Genomic DNA, 20,852 nt, shown 5'->3' with positions numbered 1-20,852 from the left:
TCGCCGCCAGGGGTTGGCGCGCGAACGCATCGCCCGCCACCAAGGCCGCTGGCGCGACACCGTTCTGATCGAACGCCGTAGTGCATTGATCGGCTGAGCGCGGATGCTCGGGCGATCCGGGGCGGCAAGTTTTACCGCTCCTCTTGGCGGCCATTCTTGACTGCCTGGCCGCAGGAAGCTTTCTCCGGCGCCCGCTAATTCTCCGCATCAAAGATGACAAGAAGAGAAGAGGGATCCGCTTGGAGGCCCCTCGCAAGGCTGAGCAGGGTGGTCAAGCTTGGGTTTCTTCGCCCATGTTCGATATAGGCGACACCGCGGAAGCTCAGACCGCTTCTGGCAGCCAGCTCTTCGAGACTAAGTCCGCGAGCTTCCCGCAGGCGCCTCACGTGCATGCCGAAGGCATGAAGCTGAGGGTCCGGGGGCTCGGGTGGCGACACGAACCCGACTCGAACATTGGCACCCGTTTGACTGCCATGAACAGCTGTGCATAATCGGCGCTGACTGTTGCTTCAGATGTGTCAACCCGAGGCCAGGCCGCTGGCGGAGCTGGCTCTTTGAGAGGAGCGCCATGCCGGCCCAGAGGAAGTACCCGGATGAGCTGATCGCGCGCGCAGTCCAACTGGTGATCGAGAAGAAGCGTGACCAGCCGGGCAGGTCCGGGATCGTCAGGGAGGTCGGGGACTTCCTGGGAATTCATCCGGAAGTCCTCCGGCACTGGGTGAACAAGGCGGCCCCGAGCCCGGCTCCCGTCGCACAAGATTCCGCTGGAGAGTCCGCGAGGGTCAAATCCCTTGAGGCCGAGAATGCCAATCTTCGCAGGATTAATGGTATTCTCAGGTCCGCTGCCGCACTGTTCGCAGCCGAAATCGAGCACGGAAAATCAGTGGGCTGATCCAACGGTGAAAGTCTGCGCGGCAGCAGCCGCTGCCGAGAATCCTGCGCACTTGGCGAGCTGTGCCCAGGAGGATCTGGGCCGCTTCATTGCGAACGGCCCGGATCCGCTACCCCTCGTCGTCCAGTTCGCTGCCCGGGGGGAGCTGGGAGTGCTGCCCCGCGACTTCGACCAGCCGATAGCGCCGCTGGCTGCGGTTTCCGGCGGCGGAACGCATGACGAAGCTTTCCAGTGCGATGTCGACTTCCTGATCCAGGTGTTCTTTGACGATGCCGACCAGGGATTCATCGACGAAGCCGTGGATCTCGGTCCCCGCAGGTGTCTCGAAGTAGAAGATCTGGCGCCGGGTGCGGACGCCGTCGAGGCGCCCGTGCAGCCTGATGATCTCGCGCTCCTCCCGGATGATCTCAAGCCGTTCCCGGAGCGTCGCGGCCTGGCCGGCCGATAGGGAGGAGTGGATGCGCTCGCCGCTTCTGCGGCTCACGACCAGGCTGATGTCCAGGTTCGGATTCGGGAGCTTGGCGATCAGATCGGCGACAGCCCGCCGGACCACGGGCGATGCGCTGAAGAGCGAATCCATGGACTCGTCATCCTCGGGCCCCTCCGGCAGTGACCGGACGAGCTCCACAGCGCCGATCTCGGCCCAGGAGACGATCGACGGCGGCAGTGCCTCCGATTCGTTGTCACTCTCGGGAACGTGGGGCTGGAGGTCGACGACGATCGATCCGGGGGCGGAGGCAGCGACGTCCAGGCGGGCGACCTCGAAGTCCAGCGGCAGGAGTTTCGCCACGTCCGCCACCCGGGCCCGGCGGGCTTTCGCGAGCCGGGCAACCGCGCGCTGAACGCGCTGGAGGAAGTCGCCCACCTCGTTCGCCGAGATCAGTCCGCCGGTGGTCGAGTCGGACAGCCGGAAGTTGAGGCCGGGGCCTGCCGCGACGTTCAGCAGCCCGAGCCCGCTGAACTTCGAGGCCGACGCGACGAGGCTGGCCCGGGCGAGCCGGGACAGCGGGTCGCTGCCCTCGGTCGTCTGCAGGGCCTTCGCATACTTCTCGCGCAGTTCGTTGCTCACCAGCTCACCTCCAGGTAGCCCTTGATCGCACCGGGGATCAGTTCACCGTCCGGGCCTTTCACCGCCGACCAGGTCGCATCCCAATACTCCTCCTGCTCGATGACACCGGCGACAAGGAGGAAGCTATCGACCAAGCCACCCATGGGTTGCATCCGGTTGGCCCAGAGAGCCGGGCTATGCGCCTGTACCTGCGTCAGCGTCAACAGCGGCACCAACTGCTCGTAATCCTCGTCCGTCAAGGGCAACGTTGGGTCGATGAGGACCGCGAGATCGATGTCGTGGGGCGGGTCCTGCTTGTAGGTGCAGAAGCCGCCGTTCACCCAGAAGGTCCCGCGTGGCAGGATGTCGCCCAGCATGTCCGCGTACAGCTCGAATGCCCGGAATATGCGTTTCCGGTGCTTCGCGTGCGGGGCGGCCGATACGAAGATCTCTTCGATCTCGGCCATCGTCGCGGGGTGGCGTCCGGGCGGCAGCAGGCCGTTGGTGAGCGCTGGAATCATGCTTCTCCCCACGCTGGCGAGACGACCGCGGTGCGGTTCAGGGCGCTCACCATAGCCGTTGCCCAGCCCCGCGAACTAGAGATCGCCAATGTTGACGGTCGATGCGACGTGCGGCCCCGGCGGCTGAGCATCTGTGGGGGAGCGCCAAACTTGCCGGGAAGCTTGACCGTGGCCCGAACGGCTGCGGGACCACCCTGGCGGGGGAGTGGTCCCACAGCGTGCACCCCTCCTGGTCAGGAGGAGGCGGGAATCCTCTTACGCCATGCGAGAGAGACGTAGACCAGGGCGATCAGCAGCGGGACCTCCATCAAGGACCGACGACGCCGATGGCCACCGCGATGGCGAGCTCGAAGTTGTTGCCCGCGGCCGTGAACGAGAGGGCGGCGGTGCGGTCGTAGCCCAGGCCCAGGTTCCTGCCGATGGCAAAGGTGCTGAACCACATGAGCGCGAAGTAGGCCAGCAGCGGCAGCGCGATCCGCACGACATCCAGCGGCTGCGAGGTGATCGTCTTCCCCTGCAACGCGAAGAGGATCGCGATCGCGAACAGCAGCTCGTCTCCGCGACGTTCGATCGGAGTTACCCACAGCTACGACCTGATATCGCCGCTAACTGTCACTGACAGTCACATCGATGTCCCCCCGGGGCGAGACCCTCAGGCCTGCTCGCAAGATGCAGTTCTCATTCGCAAGATAGAAATCACAGTCGCAGCCGCCGGGCCTGCTCCCGTCAGACTCGTCTTCCTCCTTCCGCTCCTACTCCTCCTCCGTTCCTCACCCCGGCGGCAGCGGCTGCCACAGGCAGCCGCAGTCCGGGTGCCCGCGCAACCGCAGGCGCCGTGGCATGCCGTCCCGGGCCGACACCTCGCACCAGCCGTCGACGCTCGGGGGCCGGCCGCCGTCCAGGAACACCTGGATGTGCAGTGCCGCCAGTCCGGCGACCGCCGTCGCCAGTGCCGTGTCGCAGGCCGGTGTCCGGGCCCGGCCGGGGCCTCCGTCGGCCAGCTGGGCCAGCACCCGCGGCCAGGCCGCGTCCTCGTCCTCCCGCCGCAGCACCAGGCAGTGCCCGCAGGCCGACATCCCGGGGATCACCAGCGGCCCGATGACGCCGAACTCCTCGACCACGCCCACGTAGAGGTGTGGCACCCCGGCCCGTAGCAGCAGCCGGGCCTCGTACGTCCCGCCCGCGAAGGCGGCGCTGCCGTCCCGGGGCGCGAGGACCACGAAGTCCGGTGGCGGGTCCCCGGGCCGCCGCCGGGGCACCGGCACCGGAGCCCGGCCCGCGGCGCGCTGCACCGCCTCCCGGGCCGCCGTCGCGCGCAGCCGTCCGACGTCCCCGGGCGGCAGCCCGGCGGGGGAGCAGTCGCCGGGCTTGACCCGGCCGCCGTCCGCGACGGTGACCGTGCCGGTGCCGCCCGCGGCGAGCACCGCCGCCACGGCGGTGCCGACCCGGCCCGCGCCGCGCACCTCGATCCGTGCGTCGGCCCGGCGGCCCAGGACCGCCGGTGCGGCGCCCGGGCCGGAGTGGACCAGGGAGAGCGAGGCGAGGTCAGGCCCGAGCAAGTCCCGCTGTTGATGGGGGAAGCGGGCCAGTGCGCGGTCGCCGGCCTCCGCGTCGTCGAGCAGGCCGGTCTCCTCCAGGTCGGCGAGCAGGGCGTCGGCCGGTTCGCGGCCGAGCCCGATGCGTTCGCCCTCGTTCAGGAGTTCCGGTCGGTCGCGCGTCCCGTCGAGCAGCGCGAGGAAGTCGCAGAGGGTCTTGTCGGCGTTGCCGAGCACCCCGGCGAACCGGGTGACGGTGCCGAACTGCAGGGTCTCCGAGTCCCGCCAGCTGCGGGACAGCGCGGGTTTGAGGGCGAGGCGCACGACGATCTCCCTTCCGATCGTTTCCGGACGGCTGACCGCAGCTTGCCCTATCGCGTGGGTGTCGTGCGGAAGGTTATCCACAGGTCCGCGCGTATCATCGGGCCATCCGTTCGCACGCCCTGTGGATAACGCGGCATCCGCCCGGGCGTCGGTTTCCGGACACCCGCCGTCGACTTTTCGTTCGCGATCGCTCCATGAAAGATTCCGGCCAGGGCAGCGGACTTCTGTCAGGGGTACCGGGTAACGTCGTGTGCCATGGCAGCCGAGCGGGACTCCCATCCACCGGCGTCGCGTCGGCGTGCCCGTGCAGCGTCCGGGTCGCAGGTCGAGGGGCCGAACACGCGCGGGCGCCCGGACCAGCGGCAGCAGCCGAGGCCGGGCCCGTCGCAGCCGCCGCCCGCCGGCGCCGCGGCTCCCGAGGCGCAGGACCGGAGCCGGGTCGAGGTGCGCCGCAGCGCCCGCCGCAGCCGTACCGTCTCCGCCTACCGCGAGGGCGACCGCACCGTCGTGCTGATCCCGGCCCGGATGTCGCACGCCGAGGAGCAACGCTGGGTCGCGCAGATGCTGGAGAAGCTCGCCGCCCAGGAGTCCCGGCGGATTCCCGGGGACGAGGGGCTGATGGCCAGGGCCCGTGAGCTGTCGGCCTCGTACCTGGGCGATCGGGCCCGGCCCAGCCAGGTCCGCTGGGTCACCAACCAGAATTCCCGCTGGGGTTCCTGCACCCCGAGCGAGGGGACGATCCGCCTCTCGCACCGTCTCCAGGGCATGCCGGAGTACGTGCTGGACTACGTGCTGCTGCACGAGCTGGCGCACCTGCTGGTGCCGGACCACGGCCCGGCGTTCTGGGCCCTGTTGGAGTCCTATCCGCGGACCGAGCGGGCCCGCGGCTATCTGGAGGGCGTGGTCTCCGCCGCCCGGCTGCCGCACATCCCGGGTGCTCGGCACGCGGCCCCGAACCCGACCGGGCCGGATCCGGCGGCGTCCTCCTGCGGCTGAGGGCGCGCGGGGGCGGCGCAGGCCGGGCCGGGGCGGTGCGAGCCGGTACGGGGCGGCAGGAGCCGTGGGGCCCGGTCGGGTCCGACCGGAGGAGCGACGGAAGGGGGCGCGGGCCAATAGGCTCCGCGCCCCCTTCGGGTGTCACGCCTCAGCCGGTCAGCTGCCGTGCCCGGGCGACCAGGTCGCGCACCGAGTGGTCGGTGAGCTCCGGCAGCCGGTCATAGTCGAACCAGCGCAGGTCCAGCGACTCCTCGCTGATCAGCGCCTGAGCGCCGGCCGGGGCCAGCGCGATGTACTGGACGTCCAGGTGGGTGTTCTCCGGCCGGTCCTTGCCGGTGCAGCGCACCAGGTGCCGGTCCAGCTTCGCCGGCACCGGGGCGCCGTCGCTCTCCAGCAGCACCAGGTCGGGGATGCCGGACTCCTCGACGGCCTCGCGCAGCGCGGCCGAGGCGAGGTCACGGTCACCGGGCTCGCAGTGCCCGCCCATCTGGAGCCACATGCCGACCTTGGGGTGCAGCGTGAGCAGCACCCGCCCGGCGGCCGGGTCGACGACCGCCGCGCTCGCGGTGATGTGCGCGGGCAGGCAGGACCGGTACAGGCCGTCGGGCCGTGCCGCGAGGTGCTCCAGGTAGTCGAGCCGCAGCCGCTCCTGGTCCTGGTCGGCGGGCCGCCACCCGGTCAGCGTGCGGACGGCGTCCGCGTGCAGGGTGGCGGCGGGCGTCTCGGTGTCCGTCATGCGGTGGGCTCGCCCTTTCCGTCGGTGCCGTCCTCGTCGGTCTTCGGCTGCTCGTCCTTCTTGGTGAGGTCGGGCTTGCCGGCCGCGGCCTCGCCGAGCAGCCTGTCGAGCGCGTCGAAGTCGATGCCGCCCTCCAGGTCGTCGGCGGAGCCCCGGTGCACGAAGGCGTCCGGGTCGTCCAGGTCGGCGGCGGTGGGCAGCATGTCCGGGTGCTCCCAGAGCGCGTCGCGGCCCTCGACGCCGCGGGCGTCGGCGAGCAGCGCCCAGAGCCGGGAGGCGTCGCGCAGCCGGCGCGGGCGCAGCTCCAGGCCGACCAGGGTGGCGAAGGTCTGCTCGGCGGGCCCGCCGGCGGCGCGGCGGCGGCGGACGGTCTCGCGCAGCGCGCCGGACTGCGGCAGGTGCGGTTCGGCGGCGGCGTGCACGACGGCGTCGACCCAGCCCTCGACGAGCGCGAGCGCGGTCTCCAGGCGGGCGAGCGCGGCCTTCTGCTCGGGGGTGTCCTCGGGCTGGAGCAGGCCGCCGGCCAGGGCCTCCTGGAGCGCTTCCGGGTTGCTCGGGTCGAGCTGGCCGACCAGTTCCTCCATCCGGGAGGTGTCCACCTTGATGCCGCGGGCGTAGGCCTCGACGGCGCCCAGCAGGTGGGCGCGCAGCCACGGCACGTGGGCGAAGAGCCGCTGGTGGGCGGCCTCGCGCAGGGCGAGGTAGAGCCGGACCTCGTCGGCGGGCACGTTCAGGCCCTCGCCGAACTCGGCGACGTTCTGGGGCAGCAGCGCGGCCTTGCCGGCCGGGGCGAGCGGCAGGCCGACGTCGGCGGAGCCGACCACCTCGCCGGCGAGCGCGCCGAGCGCCTGGCCGATCTGGGTGCCGAACATGGCGCCGCCCATCGAGCGCATCACGCCCATCAGGGGGCCGGCCATGGCCTGCATCTCCTCGGGCAGGACGCCGCCCATGGCGTTGCCGACGCGCTCGGCGACCGGGTCCACCAGGTCCTTCCAGACCGGGAGGGTGGCCTCGATCCACTCGGCGCGGCTCCAGGCGACGGCGGTGCCGGCGCCGGAGGGGAACTCGGTGGAGCCGTCGAGCCACAGGTCGGCCAGGCGGATGGCCTCGGCGACGGCGGAGCGTTCGGCGTCGCCGACCGAGCGGTCCTTGCTCTTGCCCTCGGCAGGCTCGGCGACCACGGTCTGGCGGGCGATGTTCTTGGCGAGGTCCCAGTTCACCGGGCCGCCCTCGAACGAGAGCATCTGGCCGAGCTGCTGGAAGGCGGCGCCGAGGTCGCCCGGGTTCATGCCGCCGAACATCGCGGCGAAGGGGTTGTCGGCTCCGGCGCCGCCGGGGCCGCCCGGGGTGCCGGGCAGGCCGAACATCGCGCCGAAGGGGTTGCCGCCGCCGAAGCCGAACGACTGCGGGCCGCTGCCGGACTGCTCCTGGTCCTTCTTCTTCTGCGCGTCGTCGGGCTTGGCCTTGCCGTCCTCGGGCTCCTCGGGCGGAACGCCGAATCCGAAGGGAAGGTCGCTCACGGGGTCCTCGATCCGGTCGGCCGTCATGCGGGTGTGGCGGAAAAGTCTGCGCCCGGGGCGGCGGTGGAGTGGGGGACTCGGGGGCGGCTCCCGCGCGGCAGGCCCGCGCCGGGTGCACCGCCGGGCCTTCGCCTCGGGCAGGATGGACGTACGTGACACACGTCCGTACGCACATAAAGCTAACCGTGGAGGATGGCCGGTGAGTTCCCCGCCCTCGGACGTTCGCTCTGGGCTGACCGGAGGAGAGGACGCGTCGGACACCACGGCGTCGCCGCCTCCAGCCTACGGCGGTCGGCTGCTGACCGTGGCGGTCACGGGTGCCGCGGGGGTGCTGGGCGAGCGGGTCGCCGCCCGGCTGGTGGCCTCTCCGCACGTGCGGAAGGTCCTCGCGGTGGACGACCGGCGGGGCGACGTTCCGGGCGTGCAGTGGCGGGTGCTCGACGTGCGGGACCCGGCGGTGGCCGAGCGGCTGGCCGGGGTCGACGTGGTGGTGCACCTGGCGATGGACTTCGGCATGGAGTCCGACGCCCGGGCCCGCAGCGCCTACAACGTGCGCGGCGCCCAGACGGTGCTGACCGCGGCCGCGGCCGCCGGCGTGCACCGGGTGGTGCTGTGCACCTCGGCGATGGTCTACGGGGCGCTGGCCGACAACGAGGTGCCGCTGGCGGAGGATTCCGAGCTGCGGGCGACCGAGGAGGCCTCGCTGGTCGGGGACCTGCTGGAGATCGAGCGGCTGGCCCGCCGGGCGCCGCGCGCCCACCCGGGCCTCCAGGTGACGGTGCTGCGCCCGGCCGTGGTGGTGGGCCCCGGCGTGGACACCGTGCTGACCCGGCACTTCGAGGCGCCCCGGCTGCTGGTGGTGGCCGGGTCCCGGCCGTGCTGGCAGTTCTGCCACGTGGACGACCTGGCGGCGGCCCTGGAGTACGCGGTGCTGGGCCTGGTCGAGGGCGAGGTGACGGTCGGCTGTGACGGCTGGCTGGAGCAGGAGGACGTGGAGCGGCTGTCCGGGATCCGGCGGATGGAACTGCCGGCCTCGCTGGCGCTCGGTACGGCGGCGCGGCTGCACCGGCTGGGCCTGACCCCGGCCCCGGCCGGGGACCTGGCGTACACGATGTACCCCTGGGTGGTGTCCGGCAGCCGGCTGCACGAGGCGGGCTGGCGCCCGGCGCACACCAACGAGCAGGTGCTGGCCGAGCTGCTGGAGCAGGTGTCCGGCAAGCACGCGGTGGCCGGGCGCCGACTGGGCGGCAAGGAGGCGGCGACCAGCCTGGGGGCGGCCGGGGCGACGGTGGCGCTGGTCGGTACGGCGGCGCTGGTGCGCCGGGCCCGCAGGCGGCGGCGGTTCTGACCGGCCGGTGACGCGTCCGCGAGCGGGCGGTTCCGACAGGGCGGTGCCGACGGGGCGGGGCGGGTCGGCCGGGCGGCGCCCGGCGGGGGTTTCTCGCGATGCGAAATCCCCGCCTCGTGATGCGGAAGGGGGGCTTGCCCCGGCCCGTGCCGGATGGGGAATCATGGGGCCATGTCCGAGAACCACGACCCCATCCGCCTGCTCGCCATCCGCGACACCCCGCTCTCGCTGGACGAGGTGTACGAGGCGGTCGGTGACGACGCGGCGGGCGGCACCACCGTCTTCGTCGGGACGGTCCGGGACCACGACGGCGGCAAGTCGGTCTCCGCGCTGGAGTACAGCTGCCACCCCACGGCCGAGCGGGAGATGCGCCGGATCGCCGAGAAGGTGGCCGCGGACTTCCCGGTCCGGGCGCTCGCCGCGGTCCACCGGGTGGGCCGGCTGGAGATCACCGACAAGGCCGTGATCGTCGCCGTCTCCTGCGCCCACCGCGGCGAGGCCTTCGCCGCCGCCCGTCGGCTGATCGACGACCTCAAGCACGAGGTGCCGATCTGGAAGCACCAGGTCTTCTCCGACGGCGAGGAGGAGTGGGTCGGCGCCGGCGGCTGCTGAGGACCGCTCCCGGGCCGGCGGAACCGATCGGCACGCCTCGCGGAACCGGTCTGCACACCCCGAGGAACCGACCGGCACACCTCGCGCGTCCGACGGGTGAGGCGCGCCGGGATGTCACTCCAACGGCCCCGTGACGGCGCTCCGAATACTCCCCGGAAGTGAGCCGATCGGCCGTCCCGTAACCCGGACGGCGCCGGCTGCGTTGTCCGCCGGAGTGGTTAATCTGCTCATAGACACGACGAGCTGGGAGTACTGGTATGAGTGCGCTCGCCTGGCTGATCATTCCGGGTGTCGCCGGTGTCGCCGCCGGCCTCTGGGCACTGTGGGCCCAGCGGGAACCGCGGGCCGCCGGGGATCCGGCCTCACTCGCCGAACACCAGCGCTTCATGGCCGCCATGGAGCGCACCACCGCGGGCACCGCGGCCCCGGGGAAGGGCTCCGGCAGGTAGCCCGGCGGGCGCCTGTTCACGCCCGTCCCGTACTGTCGAGGCATGCCACGCCGCTCCGCGACGATGCTCGCTGCCACCCTGCTGCTCATAGCGCTGCTCTGCGTCTCGGTGCTGATGAAGGTTCCGTACACGGAGATGAGCCCGGGGCCGACGTACAACACGCTCGGCAACCAGGGCGGCAAGCCGGTGATCAGCATCAGCGGGCACGACTCGTACCCGACGACGGGCAACCTCAACATGACCACGGTGCAGGTCACCGGGGCCAAGTACGAGCCCAGCCTGGTCAACGCGGTGGTCGGCTGGCTGCGGGACGACGTGCTGGTGGTGCCGCACGACAACGTCTACCCCAAGGGGCAGTCGGACGCGGAGGCCAAGAAGCAGAACGCCGAGGAGTTCGCCTCCTCCGAGGACAGCGCCCGCACCGCGGCGCTCAAGCAGCTGGGCATCCCGGTCGGCAGCGAGCTGATCGTGAAGTCGGTCACCGCGGGCGCCCCGGCCGAGGGGCGGCTGCACGCGGGCGACCAGATCGTGGCCGTGGACGGCACCCCGGTCGGCTCGGTCGAGCAGGTGGTCGCGGCCGTCACCAAGCACAAGCCGGGCGAGTCGGCGGTCTTCACCGTCGTGCCGCGGGTCAAGGACGGCAACGGCGCCGCCGCCGCGGGCGGGAAGACCGACGTCACGGTGCCGACCGCACGGGCCAAGGACCTCGACCCGCAGGCCCCGGCCGAGCGGGCGGAGCTCGCGGTGGTGGGCATCGGCACCGGGCTCCGGCACACCTACCCGTTCCAGATCGACATCGGCCTGCAGGACGTCGGCGGCCCGAGCGCGGGCCTGATGTTCTCGCTCGGCATCATCGACAAGCTCACCCCGGGCGGCGACCTCACCGGCGGCAAGTTCGTGGCCGGCACCGGCACCATCGACGACGACGGCAAGGTCGGCCCGATCGGCGGCATCTCGATGAAGCTGATCGCCGCCCGGGACGCCGGGGCCCAGTACTTCTTCACCCCGTCCTCGAACTGCGCCGAGGCGAGCAAGAACGTCCCGTCCGGGCTGACCCTGATCAAGGCGGACACGCTGGACGGCGCGCTGAAGTCGCTGGAGCAGGTCCGCTCCGGGCAGACCTCCGCGCTGCCGTCCTGCGCCGCCAAGTAGCCGCCGGGCCGGGCGGTCGCCGGGCCACGGAACGGCCGGCCAAGTAGCCGCCGAGCCGCGGAACCGCCGAGCCACGGAACGGCCGGCCAAGTAGCCGCGGAACCGCCGGGCCGGGAAGCCGCCGGCGGCCCCGGGAGGCCGCCGCCGGGAAGGCGTCAGGCGAAGGTCGCCAGCAGCGCCTCGGTCAGGCCGGGCACCAGGTCGGGGCCGGTCAGCACCTCGCGGGCGACGTCCTTGGAGCGCAGCCGCAGGGCGATCTCCTTCTTGCCGTCGCGGAGCACCGCGGCGGTGATCCGCACCTCCTCGCGCTTGGGGTGGTTGGCCACCCACTCGGCGAGCTGGGCGTCGCTGGCGCCCCGCGGGCGGGACTGCTCGGCGCCCGGGGGCAGCATCAGGCGCTCGACGACCAGGGCGCAGCCGGCCACGGAGTCGGGCCAGGCGATGGTGCCGAGGAACTTGTCGAGCTCCATGCCGGCGGGCAGCTCGTCCTGCTCGATCGGGGTGAGGCCGGCCTCGTCGCCCTCGGCGAGGCCGAGCTGCTTGGCGATCTTCGGGTTGGCCTTGCGCAGGGCGGCGCTGTCCACCAGGGCGAAGAGTCGGGCAGGGAGGTCCCAGCCGAGGGTGGCGGCGTACTCGTCGATCTCCAGCGCGGCCCGGGTCAGCGGGGTGGCGGCCGGGAGCTTGGAGACGTCGTCGGGGGAGTTGTTCAGATCAGACGCGTCGGACATGCCTCAATCCTCACACGCCGGGCGGGGCGCGCCCGCCGGGCGGGTGGCTGTCGTAACCGTCTGCTAACGGTGGGAACTCGACCAAAGCCTGGTTAAGTTTCTCTGACGACCGACCCCATTCAGACGACACAGCCGAGGTGCCACCGTGGTCTTCCAGATGCCCGAACGCTCAGGGCCGGGTTTCCGGCGAAGGGTAGGCCCGCCCTCCCGGCGGGCGCGGGTGGCCCTGCTGACCCTGGGCGTGCTCGCGGTGCTCTTCCTGTTGTTCGTCATGTTCGCGGGCTTCTGGACGGACTGGCTGTGGTTCAAGTCGGTCCGCTTCTCCTCGGTGTTCACCACCCAGCTGTGGACGAAGGTCGGGCTGTTCGGGGTCTTCGGCCTGTTGATGGCGGTGATCGTCGGCTTCAACATCTGGCTGGCGCACCGGTTGCGGCCGCCGCTGTCGGCGATGTCGGTGGAGCAGCAGAGCCTGGACCGCTACCGGTCCGGCCTGGCGCCGTTCAAGCGCTGGGCGCTGATCGGCGTCTCGCTGGTGATCGGCCTGGTAGCCGGTGCCGCGGCCTCCGGGCAGTGGCGGACCTGGCTGATGTGGACGAACGCGACCTCCTTCGGTGAGAAGGACGCCCAGTTCGGCATGGACGTCTCGTTCTACGCGTTCGACCTGCCGTTCTACGAGTTCGTGCTGGGCTTCGCGTTCAGTGCGGTGATCGTCTCGCTGCTGACGTCGGCGATGGTGCACTACCTGTACGGCGGGCTGCGGCTGCAGGGTCCGGGCCGCCGGGCGAGTGTGGGGGCGCAGGGGCACCTGGCGGTGCTGCTGGGCGTGTTCGTACTGCTGAAGGCGGTCGCGTACTGGCTGGACCGGTACGCGCTGGCGGTGAAGACCGGCTCGTACAAGGGTGTCTCGGGGTGGACCGGCCTGCGGTACGTGGACGCCAACGCGTTCCTGCCGGCCAAGACCATCCTGTTCTTCGTCGCGATCATCTGCGCGGTGCTGTTCTTCCTGACGCCGATCCGTCGCACCTGGGCCCCGGCCCTGATCGGCCTGGGGCTGATGGTGCTGTCGGCGGTGCTGATCGGCGGGCTGTACCCGGCGATCGTGCAGCAGTTCCAGGTCAAGCCGAACGAGCAGGCCAAGGAGACGCCGTACATCCAGAAGAACATCGACGCGACGCGTCAGGCGTACGGGATCGCGGACGCGCAGACCATTCCGTACACGCCGCAGGGCACGGCCACCGCGGACGCGCTCAAGCCGGACGCCCAGACCATCTCGGACATCCGGCTGCTGGACCCGAACGTGGTCTCGCCGGCGTTCCAGTCGCTGGAGCAGCAGCGCAACTACTACGCCTTCCCGAACACGCTGGACGTGGACCGGTACGGCAGCGGGCAGGACAAGCAGGACAGTGTGATCGGCCTGCGTGAGCTGGACCTCAACGGCGTGCAGCGCAACTGGATCAACGACCACTTCAAGTACACCCACGGCTACGGCGCGGTGGTGGCCAAGGGCAACCAGGTCGACGACAAGGGCCAGCCGGTGTTCACCGAGTCGGGTCTGCCGGCCACCGGCACGCTGGGCGACTACCAGCAGCGGATCTACTACGGCGAGAAGACCACCACGTACTCGATCGTCGGCGGCTCCAACAAGGAGATCGACTACACCGACACCAAGACGGGCCAGAACGCGGAGACCACGTACCAGGGCGACAGCGGGGTCTCGCTGGACAACCCGCTGACCCGTGCCGCCTACGCGGTGCGCTTCGCGGAGCCGCAGATCCTCTACGCGGGGGCGATCACCGACGGCGCCAAGGTGATCTACAACCGGACGCCGAAGGAGCGGGTGGAGAAGGTCGCGCCGTGGCTGTCGATCGACGCCGACCCGTACCCGGTGGTGCAGGACGGCCGGATCCTGTGGGTGCTGGACGGCTACACCACCTCGGACGGCTTCCCGTTCTCGTCGAAGACGACGCTGGGCGCCGCCACCAAGGACTCGCTGACCAACCAGCGCGGTGAGCTGCTGACCGCCGCGAACCAGGTCAACTACATCCGCAACTCGGTCAAGGCCACGGTGGACGCCTACACCGGCGAGGTGAAGCTCTACCAGTGGGACGACAAGGACCCGGTGCTGAAGACCTGGATGAAGGCCTTCCCCGGCACCGTCGAGCCGAAGGCGGACATCCCGCGGACGCTGGTGCCGCACCTGCGCTACCCGCAGGACATGTTCAAGGTGCAGCGCGACCTGCTCGGCCAGTACCACGTCACCGACGCCAACTCGTTCTTCAACGGCAGTGACATCTGGCAGACCCCGGTGGACCCGACCAGCGACACCAAGCAGGTCCAGCCGCCGTACTACGTGACGGTGCGGATGCCGGACACCAGCGCCGCGAGCTTCTCGCTGACCAGTACCTTCGTGCCCAACCAGCGGCCCAACCTGGCGGCGTTCATGGCCGTCAACGCGGACCCGGGGGACGACTACGGGAAGATCCGCATCCTGAAGATGACGGGCGAGAGCGGCGCCCCCGGCCCCGGCCTGGTGCAGTCGAAGTTCAACTCCCGCCAGGAGGTGGCCTCGCAGATCACGCTGCTGAAGAGCGGTGGTGACTCCGAGCTGGAGTACGGCAACCTGCTGACCCTGCCGGTCGGCGGCGGTCTGCTCAACATCGAGCCGGTGTACGTGCGCGGACGCGGTGCCAAGTACCCGACGATGCAGAAGGTCCTGGCGGTGTACGGGGACGACAACGTGGCGTTCGAGGACACCCTGGAGGCCGCGCTGAAGAAGGTGTTCGGCGGGGCGCCCCCGGCGACCACCCCGACCGTGCCGACCACGCCCGGTACCGGGACCACACCCGCCCCGACCACGCCGGCGCCGGGCGGGACGATCTCGCCGGAGCTCCAGAAGGCGCTCACGGACGCGGAGAAGGCGTACGGCGACAGCCAGACGGCGTTCAAGAACGGCGACTGGGTGGCGTACGGCAACGCCCAGAAGGCGCTCGGCGACGCCCTGAAGGCCGCCGAGGCGGCGCGCGGCGCCGGTGCCGCGCCGGCCCCGGGCGGCACTCCCGCCCCCGGTGCCACCGGCGCCGGATCGCCCGCCCCGCAGCCGTAGGCCGCTGAGCTGCGGCAACCGTTTTCCGTTCCACCCCGCATCCGTGCTAAGGTTCAATCACCGACGCGGGGTGGAGCAGCTCGGTAGCTCGCTGGGCTCATAACCCAGAGGTCGCAGGTTCAAATCCTGTCCCCGCTACAAAGGCCAGAGGCCCGGAGGATCCTTCCTCCGGGCCTCTGGTGTTTTCCGTGCCGTTCTCGCCCCGGAAGCGGCGGGAACCGCTCCGGTACTATCGACCGTCGCCAAGGACGACGGCAGCGGGGTTTGTGGGGTTGAAGTGTCGGGAAATCGACAAAGCGCCGAAGCAATTCCGTCGGCTTCGGGTCGGCCCCGCCGGAATTCGGCCGGGGCAGGTGTACGCGGGTACTGGGTGATGCGACGATGGGACACATGGGGGACGGTGCACGGCCGCTGACCGGCCGTCGGGTCCGGCGCCTCTCCTGGGAGTCCCCCCGGCCGCGCGCCGGGGCACGATGCCGCGACACTCTGGGGGAGCGGGAGTCGGCATGAGGCTGATCGGCAAGTCAGGCGCCAGGTCCTCGGCGGCCGCCGAGGCGGACACCGACGCCTGGGCGGAGAGCGCCGAGGCCACCGCCAACCACCCCGGAGCCCTGCCCGCCCAGCGCACCAGCGGACTGTCCGAGCGCCCCCCGACCCCGGGCTACGGGCCGGACAGCCTGGTCCACGTGTCGACCCGTCAGTTCGCCGCCGCCGTCGGCGCGTACGGGGAGGACTCCGGCGGGAAGTCGGCCGCCGGCGCCGCGCTCGACCCGGCGGGCCTCGACTCGACCAGCTTCGAGACCGCCCTGGCCGCCCGCGAGTCCGCCGCCCTGGAGGCCCGCCACCGGCAGGCCGCCGACGGCGGCGACCCGGACGCCGCCTGCCGGCTCGGCACCCTGCTGCTGCGCCGCGGGGAGCTGGAGGACGCCGAGCCGTACCTGCGGGCCGCCGCGGCCGCCGGAGTGCGCGCCGCCGCCAACAACCTCGGCGTGCTGCTGCACCAGCAGGGCCACCGGGCCGAGGCCGGCCAGTGGTGGCGCCACGCCGCCGTGGCCGGCAGCGCGCCGGCCGCGCACGCGCTCGGGCTGCAACTGCGCGACCAGGGCGAGGAGGAGGCCGCCGAGTACTGGCTGCACTTCGCCGCCGACCACGGCCACCCGCTGGGCGCGTACGCGCTGGGCGACCTGATGGAGCACCGGCGGGACGTGCGCGCCGAGCGCTGGTTCAAGGTCTCCGCCGACGCCGGGCACCGGGAGGCCTCCTACCGGCTGGCCCGGATGCGCGAGGCCGCCGGGGACAAGGAGACCGCCGAGACCTGGTACCGCACCGCCGCCGCCCGCAGCCACGCCCGCGCCGCGCTGCGCCTGGGCGTGCTGCTGGAGGAACGCGCCCGCACCGACCGGTCGCTGCTGGACGAGGCGGCCCGCTGGTACCGGCAGGCCGCGCAGAACGGGGAGTCGCGCGCGGCGTGCGCGCTGGGCTTCCTGCTGCGCGACTCCGGGGACCTGGCGGCCGCCGCCGAGTGGTGGCAGGAGGCCGCCGAGGCCGGGGACGGCAACGCCGCCAACGCGCTGGGCGCGCTGCACGCGAGCCGCGGCGAGGCCGCCGAGGCCGAGCGCTGGTACCGCGCCGCGCTGGACGCCGGCGACCAGAACGGCGCCTTCAACCTCGGCCTGCTCTGCGCCGGCACCGGCCGTGAGCAGCAGGCCGAGCAGTGGTACCGCCGGGCCGCGTACGCCGGGCACCGGGAGGCCTGCAACGCGCTGGCCGTGGTGCTGCTGCAGCGCGGCGACGAGTCCGGCGCCCAGCCCTGGTTCTCCAAGGCGGCCGAGGCCGGCAGCGTGGACGGCGCGTTCAACCTCGGGGTGCTGCACGCCGGGCGCGGCGAGCAGCAGCAGGCCCACGAGTGGTACGCGCGGGCCGCGGCCGAGGGGCACGGCGAGGCGGCGCTGCAGCTCGCGGTCGTCCAGGAGCAGCGCGGCAACCTGGCCGGGGCGCTGGAGCGCTACCGGCAGGCGGCGGCGGGCGGTTCGGCCGAGGGCGCGTTCCGGCTGGCCTCGCTGCTGGACCGGCGCGGGGACGCGGACGCCGAGGCCGAGCACTGGTACGCGCTGGCGGCCGACGCCGGGCACCGCCGGTCGCAGGTGCGGATGGGGGTGCGGGCGGCCGAGCGCGGGGCGCTGGAGATCGCCGAGAGCTGGTACCGGCGGGCCGCCGAGGCGGGCAGCCGCAGTGCCGCGTTCAATCTGGGGCTGCTGCTGGCCCGGCAGGACAGCGAGGCGGAGGCGATGCTCTGGTACACCCGGGCCGCGGACGCCGGGCACGGTCGGGCGGCGCTGCGTCTGGCGCTGCTGGCGCTGCGGCGCGGGGAGCCGGTGCAGGCGGAGAACTGGTGCCGGCGGGCGATCGACTCCGGGCCGGCCGAGGTGGCCGAGCGGGCCGGGCGGCTGCTGGGCGCGCTCGACGCGGAGTTGAGCGCGTAGCGGCGGGCCCTGCCAAGTCCCGGGCGGGTGGCGGGAGTTCGGTCGGATCCGGCGGTTGGGTCGGATCCGGCGGTTCGGTCAGGGCCGGCAGTCGGGGCACAGGCCGCGGTAGGTGACCTCGGCGCCGGTGACGGCGAAGCCGAAGCGCTCGGTGGCGGGGAGCGCGGCGAGCGGGTCGCCCTGGGGGTGGACGTCGCGGATCGCGCCGCAGCCCGAGCAGACCAGGTGCTGGTGGGCGCGGTGCGTGTTGGGGTCGTAGCGCTTGGCGCGGCCGTCGGTGGCGACCTCCATGACCTCGCCGAGGGCGACGAGTTCGCCGAGCGTGTTGTAGACGGTGGCGCGGCTGATCTCCGGCAACCGGGCCGTCGCGCGGGTGTGCACCTCGTCCGCGGTGAGGTGGACGTGCTCGCCGTCCAGGACCTCGGCCACGACCCGGCGTTGCGAGGTCAGCCGCCAGCCTCTTCCGCGCAGTCTCTCCAGCAGGTCGCTCATGCCATCCAGAGTAGGTCAAGCTCTGAGATTGGTTCCAGTGTTGACTTGGACAAAGTCCAAGTTAGGATCGTGTCATCACGACCGGACATCGCGGAGGCACACCCATGACGACCCAGGACGAGCTGCGCCCGACCCTGACCACGGAGGCGGGTGCCCCCGTCGCCGACAACCAGAACACCGAGACGGCCGGCATCGGCGGCCCGGCGCTCATCCAGGACCAGCAGCTGTTCGAGAAGCTCGCGCACTTCAACCGCGAGCGGATCCCGGAGCGCGTGGTGCACGCCCGCGGCGCCGGCGCGTACGGCACCTTCACCGTGACCGCCGACGTGACGCCCTGGACCCGGGCGGCCTTCCTGTCCGAGGTCGGCAAGCAGACCGAGGTCTTCCTGCGCTTCTCCACCGTGGCCGGCAACCTCGGCGCGGCCGACGCGGTGCGCGACCCGCGCGGCTTCGCGGTGAAGTTCTACACCGAGGACGGCAACTACGACCTCGTCGGCAACAACACCCCGGTCTTCTTCATCAAGGACGCCCTGAAGTTCCCCGACTTCATCCACACCCAGAAGCGGGACCCGTACACCGGCTCCCAGGAGGCGGACAACGTCTGGGACTTCTGGGGCCTGTCGCCCGAGGCCACTCACCAGGTGACCTGGCTCTTCGGCGACCGCGGCATCCCCGCCTCGTACCGGCACATGAACGGCTACGGCTCGCACACCTACCAGTGGCAGAACGAGGCCGGCGAGCACTTCTGGGTCAAGTACCACTTCAAGACCGACCAGGGCATCCGCAGCCTCACCCAGGACGAGGCCAACACCCTCGCCGGCCAGGACCCGGACAGCCACCAGCGCGACCTGCGCGAGTCGATCGAGCGCGGCGAGTTCCCCAGCTGGACGGTGCAGGTCCAGCTCATGCCGGCGGCCGACGCGGCGAACTACCGCTTCAACCCCTTCGACCTCACCAAGGTCTGGCCGCACGCCGACTACCCGCCGATCGAGATCGGCAAGCTGGAGCTCAACCGCAACCCCGACAACATCTTCGCCGAGGTCGAGCAGTCGATCTTCTCCCCGGCGCACTTCGTGCCCGGCATCGGCCCGTCCCCGGACAAGATGCTCCAGGGCCGCCTGTTCGCGTACGCCGACGCCCACCGCTACCGGGTCGGCATCAACGCCGACCACCTGCCGGTGAACCGCCCGCACGCCACCGAGGCCCGCACCAACAGCCGGGACGGCCACCTGTACGACGGCCGCCACGGCCGGCAGAAGAACTACGAGCCGAACAGCTTCGGCGGCCCGGTGGAGACCGGCCGCCCGCTGTGGGCCGCGACCGCCGTCGACGGTTCCACCGGCACCCACGCCGCGCCCTCGCACGCCGAGGACAACGACTTCGTGCAGGCCGGCGACCTGTACCGACTGCTCTCCGAGGAGGAGAAGCAGCGCCTGATCGGCAACCTGTCGGGCTTCATCGCCAAGGTCTCCGCCGACCGCGAGGACATCGTGGAGCGCGCGGTCGACAACTTCCGCAAGGCCGACGCCGACTTCGGGCAGCGGCTGGACGCGGCGGTCCGGGAGCTGCGCAAGCAGTAGGCGCCGGGCCTGGCACGACGGCGGCCCCCTGACCGGCTCCCACCGGTCAGGGGGCCGCGACCGTCGCTCAGGCGCTCAGGCGCTCAGGCGCTCAGGCGCTCGGGCGCTCAGGCGCTCAGGCGCTCGGATGCTCAGGTGCTCAGGCCTCCGAAGCCCCGGCCGCTCAGACGCTCAGCCGGCGCAGGGCCTCCTCGTGCAGCAGGCCGTTGGAGGCGACCGCGTCGGCGCCGCCGGGGCCCGGGACGCCGTCCAGGCCCGTGAAACGGCCGCCGGCCTCCTCGACGATGATGCAGTTGGCCGCCATGTCCCACAGCGACAGCTCGGGCTCGGCGGCGATGTCCACGGCGCCCTCGGCGACCATCATGTACGACCAGAAGTCGCCGTACGCGCGGGTGCGCCAGCAGGCACGGGTGAGGTCCAGGAACGGGTCCAGGCGGCCGCGCTCCTCCCAGCCGGTGAGCGAGGAGTACGAGAAGGACGCGTCCTCGATCCGGGAGACGCCGGAGACGTGCAGCCGGGAGGCCTTGGCCAGGCTGCGGCCGCCGAACGCGCCCAGGCCCTTGGCCGCCCACCAGCGGCGCTGCAGCGCCGGGGCCGAGACGATGCCGACCACCGGGCGCTCGACGCCGTCCGGGCCGTCCTCCAGCAGGGCGATCAGGGTGGCCCAGACCGGGACGCCGCGGATGTAGTTCTTGGTGCCGTCGATCGGGTCGATCACCCAGCGGCGCGGTCCCGAGCCCTGCAGGCCGAACTCCTCGCCGAGGACGGCGTCGCGCGGCCGGGCACGCTGGAGCACGCTGCGCACGAGTTCCTCGGCGGCCTTGTCGGCGTCGCTCACCGGGGTGAGGTCCGGCTTGGTCTCGATCTTCAGGTCGAGGGCGCGGAAGCGCTCCAGGGTGACCGAGTCGGCCGAGTCGGCGAGGACATGGGCGAGTCGGAGATCGTCGTGGTAGTCGGCCATGCCGGAAACCCTAGCCGGTCGGTGCGCCGCGGTGCTCGGTCTCAGCGCGCCGTGCCGCTGAGCTGGAGACCGATGACGCCGGCGATCACCAGCGAGATCGAGACCAGCTTGAGCACCGAGGTGCTCTCGCCGAGGAAGAGCATGCCGTAGATCGCGGTGCCGGCCGCGCCGATGCCCGTCCACACCGCGTAGGCGGGGCCCACCGGCAGGGTCTTCAGCGAGAGGGTGAGCAGGCCGAAGCTGCCGAGGGCGAACACGCAGAAGCTGATGGTGGGCCAGAGCTTGGTGAAGCCCTCGCTGAGCTTGAGGTTGACCGCGAAGCCGGTCTCCAGCAGGCCGGCCAGGACCACCAGGGCCCATGCCATCGGGTGC

General features: G+C 71.9%; 19 protein-coding genes, 1 tRNA gene and 1 pseudogene. 10 read left to right on the top strand and 11 right to left on the bottom strand.

From position 1 onward, the window contains the following. Positions 1–194: 194 nt before the first annotated feature. On the bottom strand, positions 195–392 hold the full coding sequence (locus tag ACGF13_RS13905) for a helix-turn-helix domain-containing protein (RefSeq protein ID WP_392874245.1): 198 nt from the start codon (positions 390–392) through the stop codon (positions 195–197). Between the two features lie 176 nt (positions 393–568). Between ACGF13_RS13905 and ACGF13_RS13900 the strand changes: the two genes are divergently transcribed. Beyond that, entirely contained in the window at positions 569–892 is a 324-nt protein-coding gene (locus ACGF13_RS13900; protein ID WP_392873399.1) for a transposase, read from the top strand. A 109-nt stretch (positions 893–1,001) separates the two neighbouring features. Here ACGF13_RS13900 and ACGF13_RS13895 read toward each other — a convergent pair whose 3' ends face one another. From ACGF13_RS13895 to ACGF13_RS13880, 4 genes and pseudogenes are all read right to left on the bottom strand, one after another. Then, positions 1,002–1,961: a hypothetical protein gene (locus ACGF13_RS13895; protein ID WP_392873396.1), complete on the bottom strand. Its 960-nt coding sequence runs from the start codon at positions 1,959–1,961 to the stop codon at positions 1,002–1,004. Continuing rightward, on the bottom strand, positions 1,958–2,461 hold the full coding sequence (locus ACGF13_RS13890; protein WP_392873393.1) for a DUF6932 family protein: 504 nt from the start codon (positions 2,459–2,461) through the stop codon (positions 1,958–1,960). Before ACGF13_RS13890 ends, ACGF13_RS13895 begins: the two co-directional genes overlap by 4 nt. 233 nt (positions 2,462–2,694) lie before the next feature. Continuing rightward, a pseudogene (locus ACGF13_RS13885) lies at positions 2,695–3,011 on the bottom strand (arsenic resistance protein); the annotation flags it as partial. A 220-nt stretch (positions 3,012–3,231) separates the two neighbouring features. Then, on the bottom strand, positions 3,232–4,320 hold the full coding sequence (locus tag ACGF13_RS13880) for a TOMM precursor leader peptide-binding protein (protein ID WP_392873391.1): 1,089 nt from the start codon (positions 4,318–4,320) through the stop codon (positions 3,232–3,234). Between the two features lie 444 nt (positions 4,321–4,764). Here ACGF13_RS13880 and ACGF13_RS13875 point away from each other — a divergent pair, with 444 nt between their 5' ends. Next, positions 4,765–5,316: a M48 family metallopeptidase gene (locus tag ACGF13_RS13875; RefSeq protein WP_392873388.1), complete on the top strand. Its 552-nt coding sequence runs from the start codon at positions 4,765–4,767 to the stop codon at positions 5,314–5,316. A gap of 148 nt (positions 5,317–5,464) precedes the next feature. Here ACGF13_RS13875 and ACGF13_RS13870 read toward each other — a convergent pair whose 3' ends face one another. Beyond that, positions 5,465–6,052, bottom strand: a complete 588-nt coding sequence (locus ACGF13_RS13870; RefSeq protein ID WP_392873385.1) for an NUDIX hydrolase — start codon at positions 6,050–6,052, stop codon at positions 5,465–5,467. Further along, entirely contained in the window at positions 6,049–7,572 is a 1,524-nt protein-coding gene (locus tag ACGF13_RS13865; RefSeq protein ID WP_392873382.1) for a zinc-dependent metalloprotease, read from the bottom strand. The genes ACGF13_RS13870 and ACGF13_RS13865 overlap by 4 nt, the downstream gene beginning before the upstream one ends. Positions 7,573–7,771: 199 nt before the next feature. Between ACGF13_RS13865 and ACGF13_RS13860 the strand changes: the two genes are divergently transcribed. The 4 genes from ACGF13_RS13860 to ACGF13_RS13845 all read left to right on the top strand — a co-directional run bounded on the left by ACGF13_RS13860 (position 7,772) and on the right by ACGF13_RS13845 (position 11,133). Beyond that, positions 7,772–8,920: an NAD-dependent epimerase/dehydratase family protein gene (locus ACGF13_RS13860; protein ID WP_392873379.1), complete on the top strand. Its 1,149-nt coding sequence runs from the start codon at positions 7,772–7,774 to the stop codon at positions 8,918–8,920. 171 nt (positions 8,921–9,091) lie between these two features. Further along, positions 9,092–9,532 carry a molybdenum cofactor biosynthesis protein MoaE gene (locus ACGF13_RS13855; RefSeq protein ID WP_392873376.1) on the top strand — a complete coding sequence of 147 codons (441 nt, stop codon included), beginning with the start codon at positions 9,092–9,094 and terminating at the stop codon, positions 9,530–9,532. A gap of 257 nt (positions 9,533–9,789) precedes the next feature. Continuing rightward, positions 9,790–9,981 carry a hypothetical protein gene (locus ACGF13_RS13850; protein WP_392873373.1) on the top strand — a complete coding sequence of 64 codons (192 nt, stop codon included), beginning with the start codon at positions 9,790–9,792 and terminating at the stop codon, positions 9,979–9,981. A 42-nt stretch (positions 9,982–10,023) separates the two neighbouring features. Further along, positions 10,024–11,133 (top strand): PDZ domain-containing protein, encoded by a 1,110-nt coding sequence (locus tag ACGF13_RS13845; RefSeq protein ID WP_392873371.1) that lies wholly within the window; start codon positions 10,024–10,026, stop codon positions 11,131–11,133. A 155-nt stretch (positions 11,134–11,288) separates the two neighbouring features. On the opposite strand, the gene ACGF13_RS13840 is transcribed toward ACGF13_RS13845, so the two are convergent. Continuing rightward, positions 11,289–11,861: a PPA1309 family protein gene (locus ACGF13_RS13840; RefSeq protein WP_392873369.1), complete on the bottom strand. Its 573-nt coding sequence runs from the start codon at positions 11,859–11,861 to the stop codon at positions 11,289–11,291. A gap of 157 nt (positions 11,862–12,018) precedes the next feature. Here ACGF13_RS13840 and ACGF13_RS13835 point away from each other — a divergent pair, with 157 nt between their 5' ends. The 3 genes from ACGF13_RS13835 to ACGF13_RS13825 all read left to right on the top strand — a co-directional run bounded on the left by ACGF13_RS13835 (position 12,019) and on the right by ACGF13_RS13825 (position 17,447). Beyond that, positions 12,019–14,964: a UPF0182 family protein gene (locus ACGF13_RS13835; protein ID WP_392873367.1), complete on the top strand. Its 2,946-nt coding sequence runs from the start codon at positions 12,019–12,021 to the stop codon at positions 14,962–14,964. A 64-nt stretch (positions 14,965–15,028) separates the two neighbouring features. Then, positions 15,029–15,102: transfer RNA gene (locus ACGF13_RS13830), tRNA-Met, on the top strand. A 368-nt stretch (positions 15,103–15,470) separates the two neighbouring features. Beyond that, on the top strand, positions 15,471–17,447 hold the full coding sequence (locus ACGF13_RS13825; RefSeq protein WP_392873364.1) for a tetratricopeptide repeat protein: 1,977 nt from the start codon (positions 15,471–15,473) through the stop codon (positions 17,445–17,447). A gap of 78 nt (positions 17,448–17,525) precedes the next feature. On the opposite strand, the gene ACGF13_RS13820 is transcribed toward ACGF13_RS13825, so the two are convergent. Then, positions 17,526–17,939, bottom strand: coding sequence for a Fur family transcriptional regulator (locus ACGF13_RS13820; protein WP_392873362.1), 414 nt, complete (start codon positions 17,937–17,939; stop codon positions 17,526–17,528). Positions 17,940–18,043: 104 nt separating this feature from the next. On the opposite strand from ACGF13_RS13820, the gene ACGF13_RS13815 reads away from it, so the two are divergent. Continuing rightward, entirely contained in the window at positions 18,044–19,519 is a 1,476-nt protein-coding gene (locus ACGF13_RS13815; protein ID WP_392873359.1) for a catalase, read from the top strand. 163 nt (positions 19,520–19,682) lie between these two features. Here the strand turns inward: ACGF13_RS13815 and hisN are convergent, their stop codons facing one another. Beyond that, a complete protein-coding gene (gene hisN, locus ACGF13_RS13810; protein ID WP_355259466.1) occupies positions 19,683–20,480 on the bottom strand; it encodes a histidinol-phosphatase in 798 nt (265 codons plus the stop codon). Positions 20,481–20,521: 41 nt separating this feature from the next. After that, positions 20,522–20,845, bottom strand: a complete 324-nt coding sequence (locus tag ACGF13_RS13805; protein WP_392873356.1) for a DMT family transporter — start codon at positions 20,843–20,845, stop codon at positions 20,522–20,524. Positions 20,846–20,852: the final 7 nt, after the last annotated feature.

The organism is Kitasatospora sp. NPDC048286, assembly GCF_043201735.1.
In the GTDB taxonomy this organism is placed as follows: domain Bacteria; phylum Actinomycetota; class Actinomycetes; order Streptomycetales; family Streptomycetaceae; genus Kitasatospora.
This window is presented reverse-complemented; position numbering and strand designations above follow the sequence as displayed.